Below are 21,708 nucleotides of genomic sequence, written 5' to 3' on the forward strand. Positions count from 1 at the left end.
AGGGATGTTATGAAGAGTTCGATGTCCACTGGCCGACGCCTTAAGGCAGGCATTGCCTACGTGGCACCGACTATAGCAGCGCGTTGGGTTCGTCGCCAGAACCCCAAATAGTTGCCACGCCGTGGCAGGCGCAAGACACTACCGCATGCCTCATAGCTATGCTCGATTGGCGCGCTGGCTGGTTGATGGCGAGGAGATTCTATGGTTACCGAAGCATCAGAATTCGCAAGTCCGTCGCTGGCCGTCGCCGTCCGATCGCTGTACGGACGCCGACTATGGATACTGCCGGCAATAGCAGCCTCAGCGATTGCCGGAGGCCTTGCTGAGGCCGGATTTCTGCTGATTATAACGAAGGTCGGACTAGCCGCGGCCGCGGGTGAACACGCTGTCGTGCTCGCTGGTCAGTCCCGGGTATCGTTAGAAGCAGCCGCATTCGCTGCAGGTCTGCTTGTGCTCGGAAGGATTGGCTTTGGTGTTCTGGGCGGCCGACTAAATGCTGCGAACACGGCGCGCACCGTGGCCCGAGTTCGACGCGACCTTAGCAGCGCCTATTTGCAGGCAACGTGGGGCACGCAACAGACCTCTGGGGTCGGTCAACTTCAGGATCTTCTCACCACCTTTACGGGACAAATCGGCGCGCTTCTCAACGCAATAAGTAGCAGCGTGGTTTCGATATTCAACCTGAGCGCGATGTTATTGCTTTCGGTTGCAGTCGAGCCAGCGGCATCGATTGGCATCATCGTACTGGTAGGGTTGCTAGCGTTGTTGCTTCGCCCGATCCGCGGCGTGGTTTGGCGTCGAGCGGCGCGTGCGGCCGCACTCAACCTGTCGTTCGCAAGCTCTCTTAGTGAGATCTCCGATCTTGGCATGGAATACCACGTCTTCCACGTCCAGGCGGCGGTCGAGGAGCAGGTCGGGAACCTCATATCGATGAGTGAGGAAACAGACGAACGGCTTCTGTTTGCGCAGTCGCTGACTCCGACAATTTATACCGGCTTGGCGTACGTAGCGGTACTTATCGGTCTCGGAGGTGTAATCCTCTACGGTGGCAACGATATGAGTTCCGTCGGCGCGGTTATGCTCGTGATGCTTCGGTCCCTCAGCTATGGACAAGGACTCCAGATCGCGTCAAGTGCGGTGCAGGCGGCGCTGCCATTTCACGCGATGCTTGACCGACGACTTGCTGAATTCCGGGCAGCAGTCCGGGTCGATGACGGGTTGTCTGTCGGTGATGTCGGTCAGATTGAGTTTGACGACGTGGCTTTCGAATATGAACCTGGCACACCGGTTCTCCGCGACCTGGCTTTTTCGCTCGGGCCCCAAGAGGTCGTGGGAATTATGGGACCTTCCGGCGGTGGAAAGTCGACGCTGGTCCAGTTAATGCTGGGATTGCGCGAGCCAACACGCGGCCGGGTGCTGCTTGGTGGCGTTGAGGTGGGAGCGCTTGATCGCTCGCAATTGGCCAGGAAGGTGACGTTTGTCCCGCAAGATGCACATCTATTCAACGGAACTGTTGAAGACAACATTCGGTTTATGCGTTCCCACATTACGCGAGAGGCGATTGTTGAGGCGTGCCGGTCGGCGAATTTGTGGGCGGACGTTGAAGGATTCGCCGAGGGGCTTGATCGGTGGGTAGGTGACCGCGGGGACCACTTGAGTGGAGGCCAGAAGCAGCGTCTAACAATTGCTCGTGCATTAGTTGAGCGGCCCGACGTAATCATTCTTGACGAACCAACGAGCGCCCTGGATGTTCAGAGCGAACAACTTATTCGCGATACGCTAACAAAGCTCTCGGATACGATGTCGGTGATTATTATCGCTCACCGCTTATCAACACTTGAGTTCTGTGACCGGATTATGGTCGTGCAATCCGGGCGTGTCGTTGCATTGGACACTGCGGACGCCCTGGAGCGAGACAATGACTTCTTTCGTGAAGCTCTCGCTATTGCTGGCATGCGATCCAGCTGACCTGGTATCTTTCAATTCGAATCGATTCTGCGGGTTCTACGATCCAGAACCGTAATAGTCGTAATAATAAGCCTGCTGATTGCCAGCCGTTCTGCTCGCGACAAAGACGACGCCGAGTACTGGGCGGTCATGCCGGTTGATTGTGTCCAGAGATTCAAGCAAGCCACGTTGGGTCGTTTGGCCAGCGCGTACGGCCATGATGACGTAGTCGACCACTGGCAGGAGATCGGTTGTGTCGTTCGCGACCTTCAGTGGGCTTGAGTCGACGATGACGGTAGCGCCGCGTCGAGAGGCTTCGGTGCAAACATCACGCGCCGCGCCAAGGAGCGAGGCCGTCTCGCGGGTTGGCGGGCCCGCAGCCGCCACGTACAAGTTGGGCTGGTGTGGCGACTGGATGACGACCTCGTCGATGCTCAGCCGGTCTTCGTCCATGCGGGCCAAGTCATGCAATGACGCTGTCGACTGAATTCCGAGTAGTTGGCTCAGGGTCGGCTTGCGGAAGTCTCCACCGACGACGACGGTCAGCGTGCCTGTTTCGACGAGCGCTTGTGCGAGGAGCGCCGAGGTCGTCGATTTTCCTTCAGCGGGGGCTGGAGAGGTTACCAGAAACACTGCGGGTTCTTGCTTCCCGGCGTCGCGCGCGGTGGCCTGTGCAAACAACACCGCAGATCGAATGGCCCGATATTGCTCGGCCCAGGGGCCCTCGAGATGCACTCGCCCGTCGCCATCGATCGGCTGCTTTGTTGGCGGCAGGTATCCCACCTCGGCGAGGATCGGTAGCGCCACGAGGTCGGCAAGCTCATCGCGGATGTCGATTCGGGGGTTCGTTCGTTCGATCGTCAGCGTGATTACACCGCCGAGCAGCAGTCCGATCATCCCGAGAAGCGCCGCCCGGACTGGTGCGGATGCAGGGACCGCAAGAAGTCCGCCAGCGGCGAGGCTTGGCGGCTCAAGTCCGAGTGACTCGTACGGTGCGCTTCGTTCCAGTTGGCGCTCGAGGTCTCGAATCTGCGACTCACTTTGTTCGATGTTTGAAACGAGCTCGCTACGTTGTTGGAGCAGCGCGGCCTCGATTTCACCGAGCTGGCTCGGGTTGAACCCTGAGAGTTGCGCGATACTGGGGTTTCTCTCGTCGAACGCGGCAAGCGCGTCCGTTGCTCCTGCGAGATCGGTTTCGTTGTCCGAGAGTTGCTGTCGTAAGTCCGACTGTGCAGTCGCGCTTGCCATGTTCATGAATGCGTCGGTGAACGCAACGACAAGGGCCTCAGCTTCCTTCGGGTCCTCGCTTGTTGACGCGATTCGAATTGAACTGCTCTTGTCATCGAAGGTCGCTTCGATTCGTTTCGCGAGTGAGGTCGCGTCGTCAGGGCGGCCGAGAGCTTCGGCTGCCATGGTCGGCACCTCTCCGCGCGTGACACGCAAGACATCTTGGGGGAGAGGCACGCCGTAACCGCTGGAGTTTCGATTGGCGACGAGAGTCTGAGCGACGGTGTACATGGGTACGACATCGCTGGAGGCCAACGCTCCGGAAAATGCCCCGATGACCAGCCCGAGAACGGTAGTCGCCACGATGATCGGCCAACGGCGCGCCAGCACCGCTCGGAGCTTGTTCACTATGGGTCGCCTCGGGGATTAGGGAAAGGGCTCGGGGAACGCTTCGACTGTAGTGGCATCGTTCGCCAGCACAACAGCGCGCTACCGCGACAGCGGCCACCGTCAAGGTAGCCTAGTCAGGTTGAGGTCCTCGGCAGGTTGCCACGACCGATTCCCGGGTGGTTGCGTGCAGCGTGTCTTAGTCGTACTTCCGTCGCTGACTCCAGAAGCGGGCGCCGAGCAATCAACCGCGGCGACCCTCCCAGTTGTCATCGCTGAAGGCACTGACGCGCACGTGGCGGTCCTGACGTCAAGCGTCGGCCTGTTGGGCCAACTTGTGTTGGCCGGTGCAACCTTTCACGACCTGTCGGGGTTGACTCTTGCGCAGCAGGTACAGGCGATTCGCCGTTTGGTGAAACAGGTATGTCCCGACATTGTGCACGCGGCGTTGTTTGACGCTGAGGTGCCCGCACACATGGCGGTGCTCGGAACGAGGGTGCCTTTGGTCGTGACGTGGGCAAATACGCCCGTGCGTTCGGCCGGCGAGGACACCGCGTCATGGAAGCTTCTCGCTGTTCATGGGCTGCAGGTGTTGTTGGCGCATCTCCCCAAGGTGCGTTTTCACGCGGTGACATTGGGGGTGGCGACAACGCAGAGACGGTGGCTCGGCGTCCGGGCTTCACGGGTGCGGGTCGCAGAGCGTGGACGCAACGCCTCCGAATTTCCTCGCGTCGTCCCTGCACAACGCGCCGCTGCTCGGGAGCGGCTCGGCTTGTCCGTGACGGACCTGGTGATTCTCAATATTGGGCGTCAGGAACCGCAGAAGGGGCAGGTGGAACTGATTCGAGCGTTCGATGCGGTGTTGAAACGGTTGCCTTCGGCGAAGCTGCTGATTGCTGGTCGCCTCGGTCGGGCGTCGGAGCAGGTCAACAGAGCACGCGAGGCGTCCATCTGCCCAGACGCGGTTCACCTGTTGGGTCACCGCGACGACATCGTTGATCTTCTGCGAGCGTCGGACGCAGTCGTGTGCGCCTCGCATCGCGAAGGTGCGGCGGGCGCGCTCATTGAGGCGATGGCGGTTGGCGTACCCATCGTTTCGGTTCGCCTCGAGGGTCTGGACGGCATTCTGGAAGACGGGAAGAATGCTCGATTCGTCGGGCGGGACTGCCTGGGAACTGCGATCGTCGAGGCGTTGACCGACCGTGAGGGATCGGCGTTGCTCGCTGACCGCGCCCGGGTGTTGTTTGAGGAACGATTCACGATCCAGGGCGCCGCTCGGCAATTGCTGGAGATGTATCGATGGGCTGTTGCGTGAATGCTCGCAGCGGCGTGATTCTGACGCGTGGCAAGGAGGACGGCTGATGTCACGTCGGCGCGCCGGGGCCATCGGGTCGCCCGATCAGTTGAGTTCGACGGTAGGCCTCGTGCTCGCCGCATGCGTGCTGGCGGTGCTTGGTCTGAGTCTCGACCGCATCACTGATGACCAGTTGCGGGGAATCGTCACGTTCCTAGGGGTGCTTGTCATCGGTGTTCCGATCCTCGGAGTTGTCGCACGTCGAGAGCCCGAGTCGAAAGTCGCCGACCTGCTCGTCGTCGCGTTCATCACGAAGCTCGGGTTCTCACTCGTTCGCTACTTTGTCCTTGCCGTTGTCTACGGTGACAATGCGGACGCTGGGAAGTACTCGGAGTGGGCGACCCCGATCGTTGGTCTGTTTCGTCAGGGGATATTTTCGCTTCCTGAGGGCGGATTCACAGGACGCGATGCGGAGACGGAGCGAATCGCCATTTTCCTGGCGTTTGTGTACCTCATCACCGGAGTCTCTCGATTCGCCGGAACCTTCGTGTTCACGTCTCTCTGTTTCGCCGGCCAGGTGCTCATGTGGCGGGCTTTTCGACGGGCAGTGCCCAACGGGGACGACGTGCGGTACGGCTTGTTGGTGTTCTTCCTTCCGTCCATGCTGTTTTGGCCTTCATCCATCGGCAAGGACGCGCTGATGGTTGGCTGCGTCGGCCTCGTCTCGTACGGCGCCGCCCAAGTATTGGGCGACCGAACGTCGGTGGGTGGGATAGCGGTGTTCGGGGCTGGAGTCGCAGGGTTGATGGCGATTCGTCCACACATGGGGCTGATCGCCATCGTGGCGTTGGCGGTGGGCGCAACAGCTGGTTCTATCGGCGGGATCCGCAAGAAGGGCGCGTCAAAGTCGGCGATGGTGCGCCTCGCCGCGCTCGTCGTCCTTGTGGGGCTTGGGTCGGTCGGGGTTAGTCAGTTCGGCAAGCTATTTGGATCGGATGACGGCGGGGAGGGAACGAGCATCACCTCGGCGTTGGACAAGACGAAGACCATGACCGGTACCGGTGGATCGGAGTATCAGCCGGTCGCCGTTTCCTCGCCCCTCGACCTGCCCGCCGCTGTTGTGACCGTACTCATACGTCCGTTCCCTTGGGAAGCGCGCAACGTCAACGGTTTGATCGCCGCATCCGAAGGCGTCCTGTTCGTCGGGCTGGCAATCGCTGGACGTCGACGCCTGCTCGCATGGCTACAGGAACTCCCGAAGAACCCGTATCTCGTCTTTTGCGCAGTGTACGCGCTCGTGTTCATCGTGTTGTTCTCTTACATCGGGAACTTCGGAATCCTTGCGCGGCAACGCACACAGATGCTGCCACTCGTGCTCGTGGCATTCGCGATGCACCCGAAGCCGAAGGTGTCCCGGCGGTCGCTGTTGCGGGAGCGGTCCGAGCGGCGTCAGGCGGAGAGCCAGGAACCGATGGACGCTCTGTCAGAACCGAACAACGTTTGAGTTGGTCTCGGCACGAAGCGTCGCAAACCGGCCTCAGCCACGCAATCAGAACACGTGCGATCGACGAAGACCGCTCCATGCCGCAGCGCTCGCCTGCAGCGCGGGCAGTCCCGCGTGTTCGCGCTGTCGGTTGTTGTCATCGGCTTGTTCGTGGAGGTCGTACGCCGGGTCGTCTGAGTGCCGCCCACCGCGGAGCCTGTCAATAGTTGGTTGCCGGATGTTTTGGTTACGGGTTGTGGGGTTGGTCGGTTTCGATGGTGGGCGGGTTGATCCACACTCGGGCGAGTTGGTGTGGTGGTGTGGGCTGGCCTTTCGCGAATCGTTCGGGGTGGGCTTGGTAGACAGAGTCCCGTCAGGTGGTGGGATTTCGAGTGTGATGCTCGATGTGTGAGCGGCGGTTGCCGCTACCAACGTTGAGTTTGTCACACGAGCTCAACAGCGCCTGTCGGGGCGGTCACATGGGCAGTGGCGGTTCGTGCCAGGCTTTGCGGCTTGTGGGGTCGTAGCGGAGCCGTCGGAACCGTTTGTGAGCGGCTTGGGGTGTCACACCAAGCTGCTCGGCGATCTCAGCCCAGGTCGCACCCCAATACATCGACCTCGCCACCGCGGTCTCAAGATCGGTTTCGATCCGTCGGAGCTGGCGGGTCGTCTCGGCTGTCTTCGCGAGTGCCGCCGCTTTGTGTTGCGTTCGTGCCATACCGGTTAACCCTCGTTGATAACGGTCGGCTCATCAACCATCGTTGATGAGATTGTTGGTCTGTCAACGATGGTTGAGTCGCCTGGCTCCAACTCGGCGAACGCGGTGCCCAAAAGCACTGCCATCGAACCCTCCGGCAGGTAACGACGCGCAATCGCCCACTCGTCGTGCTGGTCGGCCAACACCGCCCCCGATGAGGCGCAGTACTGCGGGGTCGTTCGGGAAGATCCCCACAACGTTGCTGCGTCGTTTGATCTCCTTGTTGAGTCGTTCCAACGGGTTGTTCGACCAGATTTTGCGCCAATGTCCGGTCGGGAAGCTGCGAAACGCCAACACGTCGCTGCGGGCATCACGCATCGACTCGGCGGCTTTGGGGAACCGCTGTGCGAGGGTGTCGGTCACTTCGTCCCACCGGGCCTCAACAGCGTCGGGATCGGTGAGCGCGAAGATCGACCGGAACGCTGCAGCAACCATCTCCTGGGAGCTTTTGGGGACAACAGCCAACAAGTTCCGCACGTAGTGGACCCGACAACGCTGCCACGACGACCCCGAAAAACACTTGCGGATCGACGCTTTCAGCCCGGCGTGGGCGTCGGAGATCACCAGACGAACACTGTTGAGCCCGCGGTCTTTTAACGAGCGTAGGAACCGGGTCCAAAACGTTTCGTCCTCGCTGTCGCCGATGTCGACACCCAACACCTCGCGTCCACCCTCGGCGGTGATCCCGGTTGCGACGACCACAGCGCGACTGACGACTTGGCCCAAAGCGTCGTCGCGGACGTTCACATAGGTGGCGTCGAGGTACACGTACGGGAACCCAACATGGCCAAGGGTGCGGTTGCGAAACGCGTCGACGCGTTCATCAAGACCCGCGCAGATCCTCGATACTTCGGACTTGGAGATACCGGTGTCGACGCCCATCGCGGCGACGAGGTCGTCGACGCTGCGGGTCGATACCCCGTTCACGTACGCCTCCATCACAACCGCGTACAGGGCCTGGTCGATACGACGCCGCGGTTCCAGGAGCGACGGGAAATAGCTGCCGGCGCGGAGTTTGGGGATACCGACTTGGAGGTCGCCGGCCTTGGTGGACAGGGTCTTGGAACGGGTGCCGTTGCGGTGCGTGACACGCTCACCACAGCGTTCGTAGCGGCCGGCACCGATCTTGTCGGCGGCTTCGACGTCGATCAACGCTTGCAGTGCCCACTGGGCCAGCTCGCGGACAAGATCGGTGCCGTCGCCGACACGAAGCGCGTCGAACAGTTCGGACAGGGCAGAATCGGGTAGAGCCATCGGTGTGAATCCTCTCGTTGTGCACTTGGCGTACACACCGAGCATCACGCCGATGGCTCACCCACAGGTGGACCACCGCCCCCGAATTCCCACCACATGAAGGGACTCATACCCGATCTGGTTCGTGGGTTGATGGTGATGGCCGCTGGTGGCGACCGGTTGAGGACCGGGCCGCGTTGGGGTGGTTTGGGGCGCGTCGAAGCTGACGGTCGTGGGTGTCGGGTTGTCAGCGCTCAGGGCTTTTTCGCGGTGCGCCTGGCCGCTCGGTGTTGTCAGCCCGTCAGGGCTGGCAACGCCCGGAGGGCGGTGAGGGTGGCGGTGAACTGTTGTGCCCATGGCCAGCCGAGCGGGAGCCGCAATGTTGGTTTCCCGGAGCGGTTCACGAGCGTTCCTGCGATCGCGATGAGTCGGGTTCGTATCGTGGCGTGATTCAACATTGCCCGGTCGGCACTGGTGTCGCCCAAAAGACCGGTCCAACGGCTCAGGTTGTGGGCGAGCACAGCACACGCGAGCCACGCGGCGTTCGCTGAGTAGTGCCCGGAGGGGCAGTGCTGCAGTCCGGCGCCTTCTTTGAGATCGCGGATCGCGAGTTCGACAACAGCATGGTTGCGGTGGAACTCATCAGCAGCGACCGCGTCAAGATCGACGTCTACTGCCACACTACGAGGCGTGGTGCCGCCAATCAGGGAACAGTTGGGCTTGTTTGCCGGTGAGTCGGGTACGCCGCACCACCAGTCGCACTGTGCGGGCCTTGTTGCCGCGACCGGTCGTGTAGGCGGTTTCGGCGACTTGGGCTTTCCCGCCGATCGTGTAGTCGATATCAACCCAGGCGTCCTCGGGGATCGCTGCTACCGCTGTCTTGATCGCCTGGTTCTGGGTGACGGTGATTGACCACAACACGCCGTGGCGGTCCAGGGTGTCGACGAGTTTCCAGGACCAGAACCCCGAATCGGCTCGCAATGTGACCTGACCTGTGGCGCCGCAGCGGCGCAGTCGAGCGACCGTTTCGTTGACGAAACGCACGACACCACGCCCGGATCCGGCTGACCCTTTGCGCATGCGGGCATGCACGATTTCGCCGGTTCCGGCGCGGGTCGCGAGCAGCGGGTGATAGCCGAGCTGTTTGGTGTAGCCGTACGCGGCGCCTTGTTTGTGTTTGCCGTGGACCTCGGCGATGGTGGAGTCAACATCGATCACCAACGGCTCCTCACCGGGTCCGGCGCCCAGGTGCCATGCTCGTTGCAACACGCGATCCGCGACGGCGTCGAGTTGTCGGACGTGGCCGAACGTGAAGCACCGCAGGAACGTCCCGATCGTCGAGGGTGCCATCACCCGGAACGGCAACACTCGCTGGGTGGCCCCGGCGCGGAGCACGTTGACGTGGTCGATATGGGTAGCGCCGGCCAGGATCGCGCACACCATGGTCAACACTTTCCGCCCCGGTGACGCAGCCCCGGGCCGTGTCCGGTCGAGTTGGACCCACTCGTTGATCAACGCTTCAAGGCCCAATCGTTTGATCAGTGTGCCGACCAGGATCAGCCCGGCGTTCGCGACCAGATTCGGGTCATCGAAAATGACGTCGTAACGGTCGATGTTGCGCGAAACTCTGCTCACAGAAAGTGCCTTCCGGATCCCGGGTCTTGACGACGTACAACACCGTCATCCTCCCAGACCAGAAGGCACTTTCCGCGGACGCGCACACCTCACCCCACCAGGCGCATCGGTGGATCCAGGCTAAGTACCCGACACGACACCACAACGGGAACCCCGTGGGCGGCGAACTCGGACCCGAGCGGGTACATCATCGTTTTGGGACCTTCGCCTGGCCGAGAAACGCGGCGTAGCACCTCGTTTTCGATCTCCAACAGCCGCACACGCTTGCGTAGCTCGGCGGACTCTGTGGTGGTGACGCCGGGGCGGTCGCCGTCCCCGACAGCGGCTCGGCGGAGCCACTTCGACAACGTCATCGGGTGGATCCCGAAATCGGCGGCGACCTGATCCAAGGTCACACCATCGGGGCGGCTCCGAGCTACCTTCACGACATCGTCGCGGGACTCCTGCGGATAGGGCTTGGCCATGAGGACATCCTTCCGGGCCTGCCCCACAGGCAAACCAGCTCAGATGCCACCTCAACGCGCGGCAGTCCCTCTTGGCGGGCGGGGTCGCGATATCTCCTGTATAATGTCTGCATTGTTGGTGGTGCTGCGAGGTCCTTGCGGCGGTGGCTTGGAATGGAATGTGGGAGTGGGAGTGAACGACGAAGATTCTAACTCTGCCTCGGTTGAGGACGATCTCCGGGTGGCTCGTCGAGACGCGCTGAAGAAGGCGGCGGCTGGAGCGGCCGTCGGCGGCGTCGTCTGGGCGGCGCCGCGCGTGGAGGGCCTGTCGCTGGTCCCGAATTATGCCTCGGCCGGTACCGCCACGGCCGGACCGATCACGTTCGTGATTGAATCAACGAGCCGTTCCGATGGCGGCGGGTATTACGCTGACAGTGACGTCAGCAACTGGGGCACTCTGAACGGTTGCGACAATGGCGACGCGGATTACCACACCGCCATCAACGGCAGGAGTAATCCCAGCGTGTCCATCTCGCCGCTCCCAGCGTCTACCCAGTTCTCGGCCATCACGATGTCTGCTCCGCTCGGAGCTGCGGGTAACGCTGTCGTCACGGTGCCGAACGGCATCGACGCCGACCTCAACGCCAACTACACGATCAACGTAGCGTTCAACATTGACCCGCCGTGGAATAAGTGCCGGATCAACGCCGTGACCTTCAATAAGTGTATCCCTGGGCCCGGTCCGACCTCTGGTACCTTCACCATCAATAACAATCCCGAGCCTGGGGCGACGAACCCGGCGCCATTTACCGCGGGTGTGACCATCGGCCCTCAGCCACAGAACTTCGCCCGCATGGATATTACGGTGCAGTGTAGCTGAGGCGATGGTGACTTTGGCCGGAGCGCGGATTCCTCCTGTCCGCGTGCGTGAGGTGACAGCCGTTCCCAAGCTGCGGTTGACCCCGCGCAGCCGGGACCGTGACGAGATGACGTTGGTCGCTGCTGCTGCCTGCGGGACGCGCCGGGCGGCGGACAGGCTGGCGCAGCGTCTCGGCGGGTTCCGACTCGACGGGCTCACTCAGGTGGTCGACGACGCTCGAGCGCTGGTGTTTGAGGTCGACCAGGCTTTCCTACTGGAACTCGATGCAGCGCGGGGAATCGATGAAGTCATGATGGCCATGGAACCGGTAAGGCCGCGTGTGGGCTTTGCCGATGGCACGAAGCGCACCGAGGTACCACAGCTCTCTCGCATGGTCGACCAACGCCAAGGCTACGGTAATCCCTGGCGACGCCTGCACCCGGTTGGGACCGCTGAGGCGCTGTCCGAGGGCGTGACCGTGGTCTTGAACGACATCTCACCGATTCTTCGCGGCGGGGTGCTTGACCTCGGTCACGATGTCAGCCGGGTGCGTTCGGTCCGAACCCAGATCAACGCCTACATCAGCGAGCGTGAGGCGCCAGGGTTCGGGCGGCACTGGGATGACCATGACGTTCTGATCATTCAGGTGGCCGGACGGAAGCGCTGGGAGATCTTCGCCCCCGCCGCCTTGTCCCCGGCCCGGTCGTGGGTGGCTCCCGAGGCTTGTGGTGCATCGGTCTTGTCGGTTGTGCTCGAACCCGGGTTGGGGCTCTTTATACCGCGCGGCTGGCCTCATGCGGTTCGGGGATTCGCCGATGTTGTGTCAGTCCACCTCACGGTCGGCACCCGTCGACAGATCCTGGCGGAGACGATCTCGGACGTTGAGGTGCGTCCCGCCGTCGGGACGCCGAACGGACGATTCATCACGGGCGCGGTCGACTGGGCAACGCCTGACCGCGATGCCGTCGAGGCCTCCGTGGCGCGCTTCCGCGGGATGATTGAGACGTTGCCATATGACGGCCCGCTGACGACAATGGGACGTTTGGCGCAGCTCGGTTCCGATTCGTTGGTGAGCGCGGCGCTTCCGGGCGGAGCGGTGTTTGCAGAACCGCCCGACCCAGATTCCCTGAGCTTCGCAACCTCAGGGTATGTGTACGAAATCCCTCGTCCTCTGGTGCCTTCACTCGCGTTGCTGCTCGAAGGGCGCACTGAATCAATTCGTATCCTCGCAGAGCGGTCCCCTGGAACCTTGCCCGCCGACGTCGAGCAACTCGTGCGGACGCTCGCTCGTCGAGACGTAGTCCGAATCTTCGATACCGCATGAGTGTCGAGTCGTTAACCGATCAGCGCACTACATACGGGCGTCACGGAGTCTGCACGCTGCCGTCTCTAATCGAGCCAGCTCTCTACACGTTTCTGATGGACTATCTGAACCTGCGCGGTCATGCTGACGCTCTGGCGGCGGACGTTCAGGTTGTCGGTTCGACGGTGCTGTACGGCGATCCAGCTTTTGACACGGTGCTTGGCCGACTGGCCGGTAAACTGTCCGCTGTGGTCGGAGTGCCGCTGCTGCCAACATATTCGTTCGTGCGGGTGTACAGGGCCGGTCAGCAACTTGTTCCTCACACCGACCGGTCCGCCTGCGAGCACAGCGTGACTGTGCACCTCGGCTCGTCGTCGCAGGCGTCGTGGCCGATCTCAGTCACGACGCTTGACGGGTTGACCCACGCGGTGCCACTCGCCCCAGGCGACGGGCTCGGATACCGCGGGTCGGCGGTCCGTCACTGGCGCGACGTCTGTCGTCACGAGTGGTACGCACAACTCTTCCTCCATTATGTCGAGGCCAACGGGCAGCACCGTAGCCAGGTGTTCGACGGTCGTGACTACTTGGGCCTTCCTCGGGAAGCGGAGGCGTGACCGTTTGGCTGCCACCGTGTGGCAACCCAGACTTCATGGCTGTGGAGCAGATTGAGTTGTTCTCTGCCGACGAGTGTGCCGCGTTGATCTCGGCGGCGGACCCAACGCTTTGGACGTCCGCTCGCGTAACTGACAACGGATCTGCGTACGGTTCGGTAGACGCGAACGTTCGATCTGCGCTTACCCAGCCGATTCCCAGCACATACTTCGACCCTGTGGTCCAGCGGATCGTCCGAGCCATCGGAGCGCTCAACTCATCGCGCTGGCGATACGATCTGACCGGACTAGTTGCTTGGGATTTCCCGAGTCTGCTCCTGTACGATGCCGGGGCGATGGATCATTTCACACAACACGTCGACGCTGGGGCCGAGAACTCCACACGGAAGTTGTCGTTTTCGCTGCAACTCAGTGACGGTGCTGACTACCGCGGAGGCGATCTCATCTTCGGTGGAGTTGCAGGACTAGCGAAGCGGGGTCGCGGTTGGATGACGGTGTTTCCGTCGATCTTGGCCCACGAGGTCACACCGACCATTGCCGGTCGTCGGTTTGCCGTTGTTGGCTGGATCCACGGGCCCGCATTCCGATGACGGCGCCTGACGATCCGTCGACTGCTCGAGACATTAGCGGTTTCAAGGCCGAGCCTATCCTCGTCCCGCCGATGGAGAACTCGTTTGTCGTCGGCATAGCGACTGCGCGGGTGTTGGGTCCGGAAGCCGCAGCGGCGGTCTGGAACGAACTGGCCGTCAGCGGATCGAGCGCCGACCTTGACCGAGTCTTGGTAGAGGCCATTGGGAGCGCAAACTCAAACTACTTTCACTTCGAGCTGGCCGCATTGCACGAGGCGACCGGTCCTCGGCTTTTGCATCACCTCGACCGAGGAATGTTGGCGGACGCAGGGCTCAGTCGAGAGGCCTCCACTAGGAAGCTGACCATCCTGCTCCCGCTCGTTGCCGAGGTGGACACCGTGCTTCCCGTCGTGGAGTTTCCCGAGGTCGAAAGGTCGGAGCAGCTTGCGGTTGGCACCGCACTCATGTTCCCGTCCTTCCTTCGCGCTGCGGCGGGTGCAGCGGCCGAGTTCGGGGCTGTATTGTCGTTTGCGCTCGGCGATGCGTTCCGGTGAATCGCCCGAGGCTATTCGCTACAGTTCTGGATCCGAGAAAGGAAGTAAACCGTGCTAGCAGTTGGTGAGGTTATTCCCGATTTCGTGATGACCGATGCCGATGGGGGTCCGATTGAGCGGGCCGACCTCGCAGGACGTTGGACTCTATGGTTCTGGTTTCCGAAGTCGAACACCCCCGGGTGTACTGCCCAGGCAACCGGACTACGCGATCAGGCCGAGGCGTTCGCCGACTTGGACTGTCAAATTATCGGAGCATCGTTCGACCCGACATGGATGCTTCGCACTTTCCGCGATGAGCATTCGCTGCCTTTCATTCTAGTCTCCGATGACACTCGCGAAGTTGCTGTCTCCGTAGGCGCTGCAGCGGACGAAGACGCGCCGACGCCGCGTCGGATTGCTTATCTGATCGACGCGGATCTCATCGTGCGTGTCGTCTATATTGTGGACAACCCTGAGTTCTTTGCCGAGGGGGTGTTGGATGACCTCGACGAGTTCACGTGACGCGGCTGATTTCTGGTCACACCTTGCAGCACGTCGGCCCAGAGCCCGACGCGATCTGTGTCGTGCCGACGTCGACGGTGGTTCCGTCGTGGGTGGGCAGGACGTCGGACGGGTAGCGGCGTTCGACCCTGTGATGACGGTGCTCTGGGACTCCCTCGACGGAGTAACGACGGTCAATGATCTAGCCGTGGATGTCGCATCCTCGCTTGGCCTGCCGATCGATCCGGTGCGCGAACAGGTCGCGTGGTTCGTAGCGTCGTTAGAGCAGGACGGTATGCTCGCTGATGTCGATCAAGCTGACGTAGTCTCCGCCGACCCGTTTCCCCCGATTCCGGCAGACTCTTGCCTCGGAAGACGGCTTGGCTTGGGGCGGATGACTATGGTGCGAATCGAGCGTGCCGATGGATCGTTCCTGGCTGGATCGACAGAGCCCGAGGCAGTCTTGAGTTGGCCGGATCACATAGTGGTCGACAATCCCGACGATTGGGGTGGTGAGACCTATTACCTCCGACTGACGCGAGGTTCGGTCCGAGCACCGCGGGCTCAGCAGGTGTTCGATTCAACCGGGCAACTGATCTACGTATCTCGTGACGTCGATGCGGCGATGGCTGCGTTTCACCGCACTCTCGCCGGTAGGATCGACGCCGCCGAGCGGGTGGCCGGATGGATCGGTGGCCCAGCACTCCTTGGCGATCGTGGGGTAACCCTTGTGCATCCCGCGATGGCCGGTACGGTATTCGGTCCGATTCGTTCGGCACTCGAACGGGGTGGTCTGTCCATGGTTCCAGCGGGGGTTCTTCGAGTCGGCGACGGCTCGGTCATCGCGGTGGGAGGCGGTAACGCCAAAGAAGAGGAGTTCCCGCTCGAGGCAGTTCTTCTGCCAGGCGCTCCAACTGGACCCGTTGCCGTCCGGCGACTGCTCGATTTCTTCCTCTACTGGGATCAGGTCAGCTTTGACGCTGCGAAGCGCGTAGCCACTGCGACGCCGATCTTCGACGTCGACCTCGTGATGTCGCGGGACGACCTCGTGAGACAGATCCTAGCGGTCGGGACTTCCTCATCAAGATGAGGGCCGGCGGCAGTTCCTCGACAACGGCCAAATGGCTCGACCGGTCCCCAGTCGCTGAGTCCTTCCGAGACCTCTCGCTGGGCAGACAGATCGTCAGGTCAGTCAAGTTGCTGCCTGGCCGATGCATCACAGAGCGGGCGTTCCTCGCACTGCCGGTGCCCGTGGAGGAGCGGTTCATCGTCATCTGGCCTCGCCTGGTTTCGCTCGGCCTTCCTGTTGCCGCATATGGTGCGGTCGCGTTCGGGTTGGCCCGATCGGCTCGAGTTCTCGTGGGCTACGAACTCGACCGCCTTGCGATCTCCTGCCGTGTCTACTTCGAGTACTTCGCTCCGAAACGCACTGGCACTCAGGCGGAGTCGCTAACCGCCGTGCGGTGGCTGTGTTCGTCTGATAGGAGTTGGTCCACCGTGTCGTACAGGCGGCCGTCAGATGCCGTTGACGTTGATCTCCTGCTCGATCGAGTCGTTGGACGTGGTCAGTGGAATGCGGCACAACGGCCCTTGCAATCGATCATTCGCCGTACTTGCGGCGCCGACCGACTCGCGGACGTGCTGGAGGTGAGGGATCACCGGTCGCAGCGACGATCGATCGATGCGAGCAGTGCTGGCAGCACCGTGACTTTGGGTGACCTCTTCGTCGATCTTGACGAGTCCGCTCAAGCGTTCGGCGTTGCAGAGCGACCGTCCACGCGAATGGCGGGGTCGCGCGAGCACGTCGTCGGCCGTATTGCCGTGGGCGTCGGGGCGCAGGGAGACCCGTTTCTCACCTTGTATCATCAAATGCCTGTCTCCAGACCTTTTCGGGCGTACCAAGCTCACGACGAGAAATAGGCGACTTTCGTGATGTGGAGGCGATCTTCGCGGATAACGGCATCGATGGCGACGTCAAGTAGGAGGTGATCGAAATCGGCCTGATTCCTGCTTAGGTCCTTGATTGCCGGGTCGGTCAAGTTGCTGCGTTGAGCGAAGGCGAGTACCTGTTTCACATTGAGACCGCCGAAGTAGACACCGGTAGCGTGAGGCTTCGTTGCTAACGCGATGTGACTACACGGGCGAGCTTCGTCCCACAACAAGACATTGGCCGAACTGCCCCAACCGTTTCGATCGAGCCAGTTAGCGGCGGCTGCCCAAGCCGTTCTTCCGTCGAATAGTGTGTAGTCGTTCTCTCGGACCAGACCGGACGGGGTCGTTCCGAAGCTAGTGCACGACGCTGGAACTCCGGTGTTGGTGACGTAGAAATGTAGAGCGCTGTCGCCGATCGGCCGCGGGTCTTCTGCATAAAGGTCTAACGAGATCGAGAACCAGCGTTGATCGACGTCGAGACCGTATGCCGCATCAAGAGCGCCGGGCACGATGCGCTCAAGGAGGCTGAGGGTGAGCGTTTGACGGAGTGAGTGGTCGTAGAGGTAGAGCTCCCAAGACCGGGTACCATCGATCATCTTGACCCCCCAGGCGATCTTGCCAGGCCCGATCAAAGAGTCGGCACGAGCGAGGATCGGGGAGAACCGCTCGTCACACCCGGCGTACTCCCATGACCTTCGCAACAGCTCGGTGGATCGGAACCGACCAGCTGTCGGTTTGGGTGCTCGGTACGGGCGTTGTGCGTAGTCAGCGGGCTTCTCGCCCGGTAGGTACCGACCTGCTAGCCCAGCGCTGTTCCACGGCATAAGACTATTCTGCCAGCCTGTGCCGGATCTGGCCGCATCAGCGTCTACACGAAACGGTGACGGTGTTCAGCGCGAATCGACCAGCGAGTCTCTCGCTCGCCAGTCCCGATCGCCCAGACTCCGGCTTTGGTAGCGAGTTTCGGGCCGATCACGGCTTCGAGGGGCGGGTGGAGCGAGTTCAACGCGTCGCGCATCCGGTTGATATCAGCGCGGAGGTCTTGGTCGTGGCGGCACAACACGGCCAATTCGGCGACCAGTTCGTCGTCGGCAGGGTTGACCCAGCGGAGTTGATCGGTGACGCTCGGGCGACATCGCACAGCACTTGGGCATCGGGTTGGTCGGTCTTGGCTTGCCCGGGAAACAGCTCCGCCGCGCGGTGTGCGACAAGGCCGGGCACGTACGCGATCTGCGCGCCGTGTGCTGCGGCGGCAGCGATCACGAGTCGGGCGTAGGAACCGATCTGGTCGATTGCCAACACCCAGCCGCCATCACCGGCGAGGGTCGCGATCCAGGCGAACAGCACGTCGAGGGACCGCTGGTCGTTGGCGACTTTGGCGCGTTTCACCACGCTGGAGACCGGGCCGAGGCCTATTTCGGTGCCTGTGTCATCGCGGGCGTAGACGCCGTGGTCTGTCTCGCCGATATCGAGGCCGACGGTGACGGTCACTGGTTCTCCTGTTCTCCCGCCCGTAGCGGGTTTGGGTTGGGGAGACCGTCGGATCGCGACGTCTGTGGGATCGCATCCACCTTACGAATGAGCCATCAAGGGCATGTTCCTATCAGCGAGACCACAGCGTCTTCACGGGTCGGTGGCAACACCCCCAGGTCATCGAACGGCAGGGACACAAAGCCATCCCGGCGTATGAGTCCCTTCATGTGGTGGGAATTCGGGGGCGGTGGTCCACCTGTGGGTGAGCCATCGGCGTGATGCTCGGTGTGTACGCCAAGTGCACAACGAGAGGATTCACACCGATGGCTCTACCCGATTCTGCCCTGTCCGAACTGTTCGACGCGCTTCGTGTCGGCGACGGCACCGATCTTGTCCGCGAGCTGGCCCAGTGGGCACTGCAAGCGTTGATCGACGTCGAAGCCGCCGACAAGATCGGTGCCGGCCGCTACGAACGCTGTGGTGAGCGTGTCACGCACCGCAACGGCACCCGTTCCAAGACCCTGTCCACCAAGGCCGGCGACCTCCAAGTCGGTATCCCCAAACTCCGCGCCGGCAGCTATTTCCCGTCGCTCCTGGAACCGCGGCGTCGTATCGACCAGGCCCTGTACGCGGTTGTGATGGAGGCGTACGTGAACGGGGTATCGACCCGCAGCGTCGACGACCTCGTCGCCGCGATGGGCGTCGACACCGGTATCTCCAAGTCCGAAGTATCGAGGATCTGCGCGGGTCTTGATGAACGCGTCGACGCGTTTCGCAACCGCACCCTTGGCCATGTTGGGTTCCCGTACGTGTACCTCGACGCCACCTATGTGAACGTCCGCGACGACGCTTTGGGCCAAGTCGTCAGTCGCGCTGTGGTCGTCGCAACCGGGATCACCGCCGAGGGTGGACGCGAGGTGTTGGGTGTCGACATCGGCGACAGCGAGGACGAAACGTTTTGGACCCGGTTCCTACGCTCGTTAAAAGACCGCGGGCTCAACAGTGTTCGTCTGGTGATCTCCGACGCCCACGCCGGGCTGAAAGCGTCGATCCGCAAGTGTTTTTCGGGGTCGTCGTGGCAGCGTTGTCGGGTCCACTACGTGCGGAACTTGTTGGCTGTTGTCCCCAAAAGCTCCCAGGAGATGGTTGCTGCAGCGTTCCGGTCGATCTTCGCGCTCACCGATCCCGACGCTGTTGAGGCCCGGTGGGACGAAGTGACCGACACCCTCGCACAGCGGTTCCCCAAAGCCGCCGAGTCGATGCGTGATGCCCGCAGCGACGTGTTGGCGTTTCGCAGCTTCCCGACCGGACATTGGCGCAAAATCTGGTCGAACAACCCGTTGGAACGACTCAACAAGGAGATCAAACGACGCAGCAACGTTGTGGGGATCTTCCCGAACGACCCCGCAGTACTGCGCCTCATCGGGGGCGGTGTTGGCCGACCAGCACGACGAGTGGGCGATTGCGCGTCGTTACCTGCCGGAGGGTTCGATGGCAGTGCTTTTGGGCACCGCGTTCGCCGAGTTGGAGCCAGGCGACTCAACCATCGTTGACAGACCAACAATCTCATCAACGATGGTTGATGAGCCGACCGTTATCAACGAGGGTTAACCGGTATGGCACGAACGCAACACAAAGCGGCGGCACTCGCGAAGACAGCCGAGACGACCCGCCAGCTCCGACGGATCGAAACCGATCTTGAGACCGCGGTGGCGAGGTCGATGTATTGGGGTGCGACCTGGGCTGAGATCGCCGAGCAGCTTGGTGTGACACCCCAAGCCGCTCACAAACGGTTCCGACGGCTCCGCTACGACCCCACAAGCCGCAAAGCCTGGCACGAACCGCCACTGCCCATGTGACCGCCCCGACAGGCGCTGTTGAGCTCGTGTGACAAACTCAACGTTGGTAGCGGCAACCGCCGCTCACACATCGAGCATCACACTCGAAATCCCACCACCTGACGGGACTCTGTCATCCCGGCCCGCTCCGACAATCACCGGGAACCTACTTGCATCCGGTGAGAAACACGGTAAGAGGGGAGGCGTCCCCCGAACGCGAGCAGAAGTGCTCTGGTAGAGTCTGGAGCGTGTCTCTGGGTCCTCCCATCAGCAACTCTGCACTCGTACACGACGGCTACTGCGTTGTGGATCGTGTTGGGAGCGGTCTTCTTGATCAGCTGTATGAGCTGTACACAACCCGTACCGGCAATCCGGAGGGGTTTCAGTCGTCTGCAAGGGACGGGGCGCCCGCCGAGCGGCTGCGGTTACATCGCTCAATCCAAGGGATCGTCGAGCCAGAACTCGACCGTCACTTCGGGCCCGGGGTGACAGCGTTTCTTAACGCTTTTCTCGTCAAACATCGCGCTGCTGAAGCAGTGAGCTTTCACCAAGACTTGACCTACACTGACGAGTCCGTCATCCGCAGCTATTCGGCGTGGATCCCGTTGGTTGATGTTGAATCGCGAAGCGGCGCGATGCGAGTTGTGCCCGGGAGTCATCGCTGGACGAGCGGAATCCGCGCTGCTGGTCCGACCGGAACCGTCGAAATGGACGCCATCTCGTCGGTTCTGGACGAGCGCGCTATCACGATCGAGATGTCCGCAGGCTCCATCCTGGTTTGGGATTCGGCGACGATCCACGCCTCCCACCCAAATCGCTCGTCCGCGGAACGTGTTGCCGTTGCCTCAGCATTCGTGGTGGGTGCTGTGCCGTTGCGTTTCTGCTTCGCGGACGCCGCGGAGGGACTCCGCGCGTATGAGTTCGACGAGCGCGTGCTGGCCGGTCGGGCTCCGTTCAGGACTCCTCCCGCCAGCCTGCCACGGGTGGAGCCGTGGGCAGAACTCGTCGATGGACGCGGGCTATTGGGCCGGATGTGTTCAGGCAAGTGACTCCGTGATGTGCTGTCCGTCAGCCAAAGCTCTGCAGATTGCGGGTTGCCTAGCTCTGGTGCTGGGTGGGTGCCGATCGACCTCGGAATCAGCCGGGCCCGATTCGAGCACGTCGTCGACGACCTCGACTGTCGCTCTTCGACCCGCCCTCGATTGCGAGTCGGATACAGGACCACCGGACCTAAGTGCCATGGACTCAAACCCCGGAGCTTCGTCCGCGCAGCAGCACGACCACGTATCAAATGCACCCGGCTCTGACGATTGCAAGCTCTCCGCCGTACGGCAGGCAGCGCTTAATGGAGAGTTGGCGGATGCTGCGCTCGCAGTCCGCTCCATGGGCACGCTGTCGGACGCACTTGCAAAGGGCTTCCTTTCGGATAGGCCGCTCGATGGCTCGGTTGGGACGCTTACACACGCGTATGCGGTAGACCGTGTCGACTCAGTATTCGAAATCGAAGCTCCCGAGATGCTCCTGTACGATGGCTCATCGGGTGACGCTCCCCTAGTGGCCATCGTCTACTTCGTCAGCGCTTCGGACGCAGCGGCGCCGCCGTCCGGGTTCACCGGACCTTTCGACGCTTGGCACTGGCATGGGACCGGTCACTCAGCGTGTGTGGCGGACACGGGGGCAATG

Annotated in this window: 18 protein-coding genes and 3 pseudogenes; 13 read left to right on the plus strand and 8 right to left on the minus strand. The window is 61.9% G+C overall.

Annotation, left to right across the window (positions count from 1 at the left end):
- Nucleotides 1-201 precede the first annotated feature (201 nt).
- Nucleotides 202-1,968 carry an ABC transporter ATP-binding protein/permease gene (locus M9952_02650; protein MCO5311820.1) on the plus strand — a complete coding sequence of 589 codons (1,767 nt, stop codon included), beginning with the start codon at nt 202-204 and terminating at the stop codon, nt 1,966-1,968.
- 36 nt (nt 1,969-2,004) lie between these two features.
- Here the strand turns inward: M9952_02650 and M9952_02655 are convergent, their stop codons facing one another.
- A complete protein-coding gene (locus M9952_02655; GenBank protein ID MCO5311821.1) occupies nt 2,005-3,564 on the minus strand; it encodes a CpsD/CapB family tyrosine-protein kinase in 1,560 nt (519 codons plus the stop codon).
- 322 nt (nt 3,565-3,886) lie between these two features.
- On the opposite strand from M9952_02655, the gene M9952_02660 reads away from it, so the two are divergent.
- Both M9952_02660 and M9952_02665 read left to right on the plus strand, forming a co-directional pair.
- Complete coding sequence (locus M9952_02660) at nt 3,887-4,876, plus strand: glycosyltransferase family 4 protein (GenBank protein ID MCO5311822.1); 990 nt, start codon at nt 3,887-3,889, stop codon at nt 4,874-4,876.
- Nucleotides 4,877-4,922: 46 nt separating this feature from the next.
- On the plus strand, nt 4,923-6,359 hold the full coding sequence (locus M9952_02665; GenBank protein ID MCO5311823.1) for a hypothetical protein: 1,437 nt from the start codon (nt 4,923-4,925) through the stop codon (nt 6,357-6,359).
- A gap of 454 nt (nt 6,360-6,813) precedes the next feature.
- Here the strand turns inward: M9952_02665 and M9952_02670 are convergent, their stop codons facing one another.
- The 4 genes and pseudogenes from M9952_02670 to M9952_02685 form a co-directional block, all read right to left on the minus strand.
- Nucleotides 6,814-7,056 (minus strand): hypothetical protein, encoded by a 243-nt coding sequence (locus M9952_02670; GenBank protein MCO5311824.1) that lies wholly within the window; start codon nt 7,054-7,056, stop codon nt 6,814-6,816.
- A 5-nt stretch (nt 7,057-7,061) separates the two neighbouring features.
- Nucleotides 7,062-8,349, minus strand: a pseudogene (locus M9952_02675) (IS256 family transposase).
- 272 nt (nt 8,350-8,621) lie between these two features.
- A pseudogene (locus tag M9952_02680) lies at nt 8,622-9,963 on the minus strand (IS1380 family transposase).
- 89 nt (nt 9,964-10,052) lie between these two features.
- Nucleotides 10,053-10,427: a hypothetical protein gene (locus M9952_02685; GenBank protein MCO5311825.1), complete on the minus strand. Its 375-nt coding sequence runs from the start codon at nt 10,425-10,427 to the stop codon at nt 10,053-10,055.
- Nucleotides 10,428-10,599: 172 nt separating this feature from the next.
- On the opposite strand from M9952_02685, the gene M9952_02690 reads away from it, so the two are divergent.
- The 7 genes from M9952_02690 (at nt 10,600) to M9952_02720 (ending at nt 15,872) form a co-directional block, all read left to right on the plus strand.
- Nucleotides 10,600-11,286 (plus strand): hypothetical protein, encoded by a 687-nt coding sequence (locus M9952_02690; GenBank protein MCO5311826.1) that lies wholly within the window; start codon nt 10,600-10,602, stop codon nt 11,284-11,286.
- Between the two features lie 52 nt (nt 11,287-11,338).
- Entirely contained in the window at nt 11,339-12,589 is a 1,251-nt protein-coding gene (locus M9952_02695) for a cupin domain-containing protein (protein MCO5311827.1), read from the plus strand.
- Nucleotides 12,590-12,684: 95 nt separating this feature from the next.
- Nucleotides 12,685-13,182, plus strand: a complete 498-nt coding sequence (locus M9952_02700; GenBank protein ID MCO5311828.1) for a hypothetical protein — start codon at nt 12,685-12,687, stop codon at nt 13,180-13,182.
- Between the two features lie 332 nt (nt 13,183-13,514).
- A complete protein-coding gene (locus M9952_02705) occupies nt 13,515-13,769 on the plus strand; it encodes a 2OG-Fe(II) oxygenase (GenBank protein ID MCO5311829.1) in 255 nt (84 codons plus the stop codon).
- A gap of 71 nt (nt 13,770-13,840) precedes the next feature.
- Nucleotides 13,841-14,302, plus strand: a complete 462-nt coding sequence (locus tag M9952_02710; GenBank protein MCO5311830.1) for a hypothetical protein — start codon at nt 13,841-13,843, stop codon at nt 14,300-14,302.
- Nucleotides 14,303-14,389: 87 nt separating this feature from the next.
- A complete protein-coding gene (locus M9952_02715) occupies nt 14,390-14,803 on the plus strand; it encodes a redoxin domain-containing protein (GenBank protein ID MCO5311831.1) in 414 nt (137 codons plus the stop codon).
- 88 nt (nt 14,804-14,891) lie between these two features.
- A complete protein-coding gene (locus M9952_02720; protein ID MCO5311832.1) occupies nt 14,892-15,872 on the plus strand; it encodes a hypothetical protein in 981 nt (326 codons plus the stop codon).
- A gap of 425 nt (nt 15,873-16,297) precedes the next feature.
- Here the strand turns inward: M9952_02720 and M9952_02725 are convergent, their stop codons facing one another.
- The 3 genes from M9952_02725 to M9952_02735 all read right to left on the minus strand — a co-directional run bounded on the left by M9952_02725 (nt 16,298) and on the right by M9952_02735 (nt 18,205).
- Nucleotides 16,298-16,648 (minus strand): hypothetical protein, encoded by a 351-nt coding sequence (locus tag M9952_02725; protein ID MCO5311833.1) that lies wholly within the window; start codon nt 16,646-16,648, stop codon nt 16,298-16,300.
- Between the two features lie 38 nt (nt 16,649-16,686).
- Nucleotides 16,687-17,310: a hypothetical protein gene (locus M9952_02730; GenBank protein MCO5311834.1), complete on the minus strand. Its 624-nt coding sequence runs from the start codon at nt 17,308-17,310 to the stop codon at nt 16,687-16,689.
- A 406-nt stretch (nt 17,311-17,716) separates the two neighbouring features.
- Nucleotides 17,717-18,205: an IS110 family transposase gene (locus tag M9952_02735; protein MCO5311835.1), complete on the minus strand. Its 489-nt coding sequence runs from the start codon at nt 18,203-18,205 to the stop codon at nt 17,717-17,719.
- 305 nt (nt 18,206-18,510) lie between these two features.
- Between M9952_02735 and M9952_02740 the strand changes: the two are divergent.
- The 3 genes and pseudogenes from M9952_02740 to M9952_02750 all read left to right on the plus strand — a co-directional run bounded on the left by M9952_02740 (nt 18,511) and on the right by M9952_02750 (nt 21,074).
- A pseudogene (locus M9952_02740) lies at nt 18,511-19,798 on the plus strand (IS256 family transposase).
- Nucleotides 19,799-19,803: 5 nt separating this feature from the next.
- Nucleotides 19,804-20,046 carry a hypothetical protein gene (locus M9952_02745; protein MCO5311836.1) on the plus strand — a complete coding sequence of 81 codons (243 nt, stop codon included), beginning with the start codon at nt 19,804-19,806 and terminating at the stop codon, nt 20,044-20,046.
- 227 nt (nt 20,047-20,273) lie between these two features.
- Nucleotides 20,274-21,074, plus strand: a complete 801-nt coding sequence (locus M9952_02750) for a phytanoyl-CoA dioxygenase family protein (GenBank protein ID MCO5311837.1) — start codon at nt 20,274-20,276, stop codon at nt 21,072-21,074.
- Nucleotides 21,075-21,708 lie beyond the last annotated feature (634 nt).

This window comes from Microthrixaceae bacterium, assembly GCA_023957975.1.
Classification (GTDB): domain Bacteria; phylum Actinomycetota; class Acidimicrobiia; order Acidimicrobiales; family Microtrichaceae; genus JAMLGM01.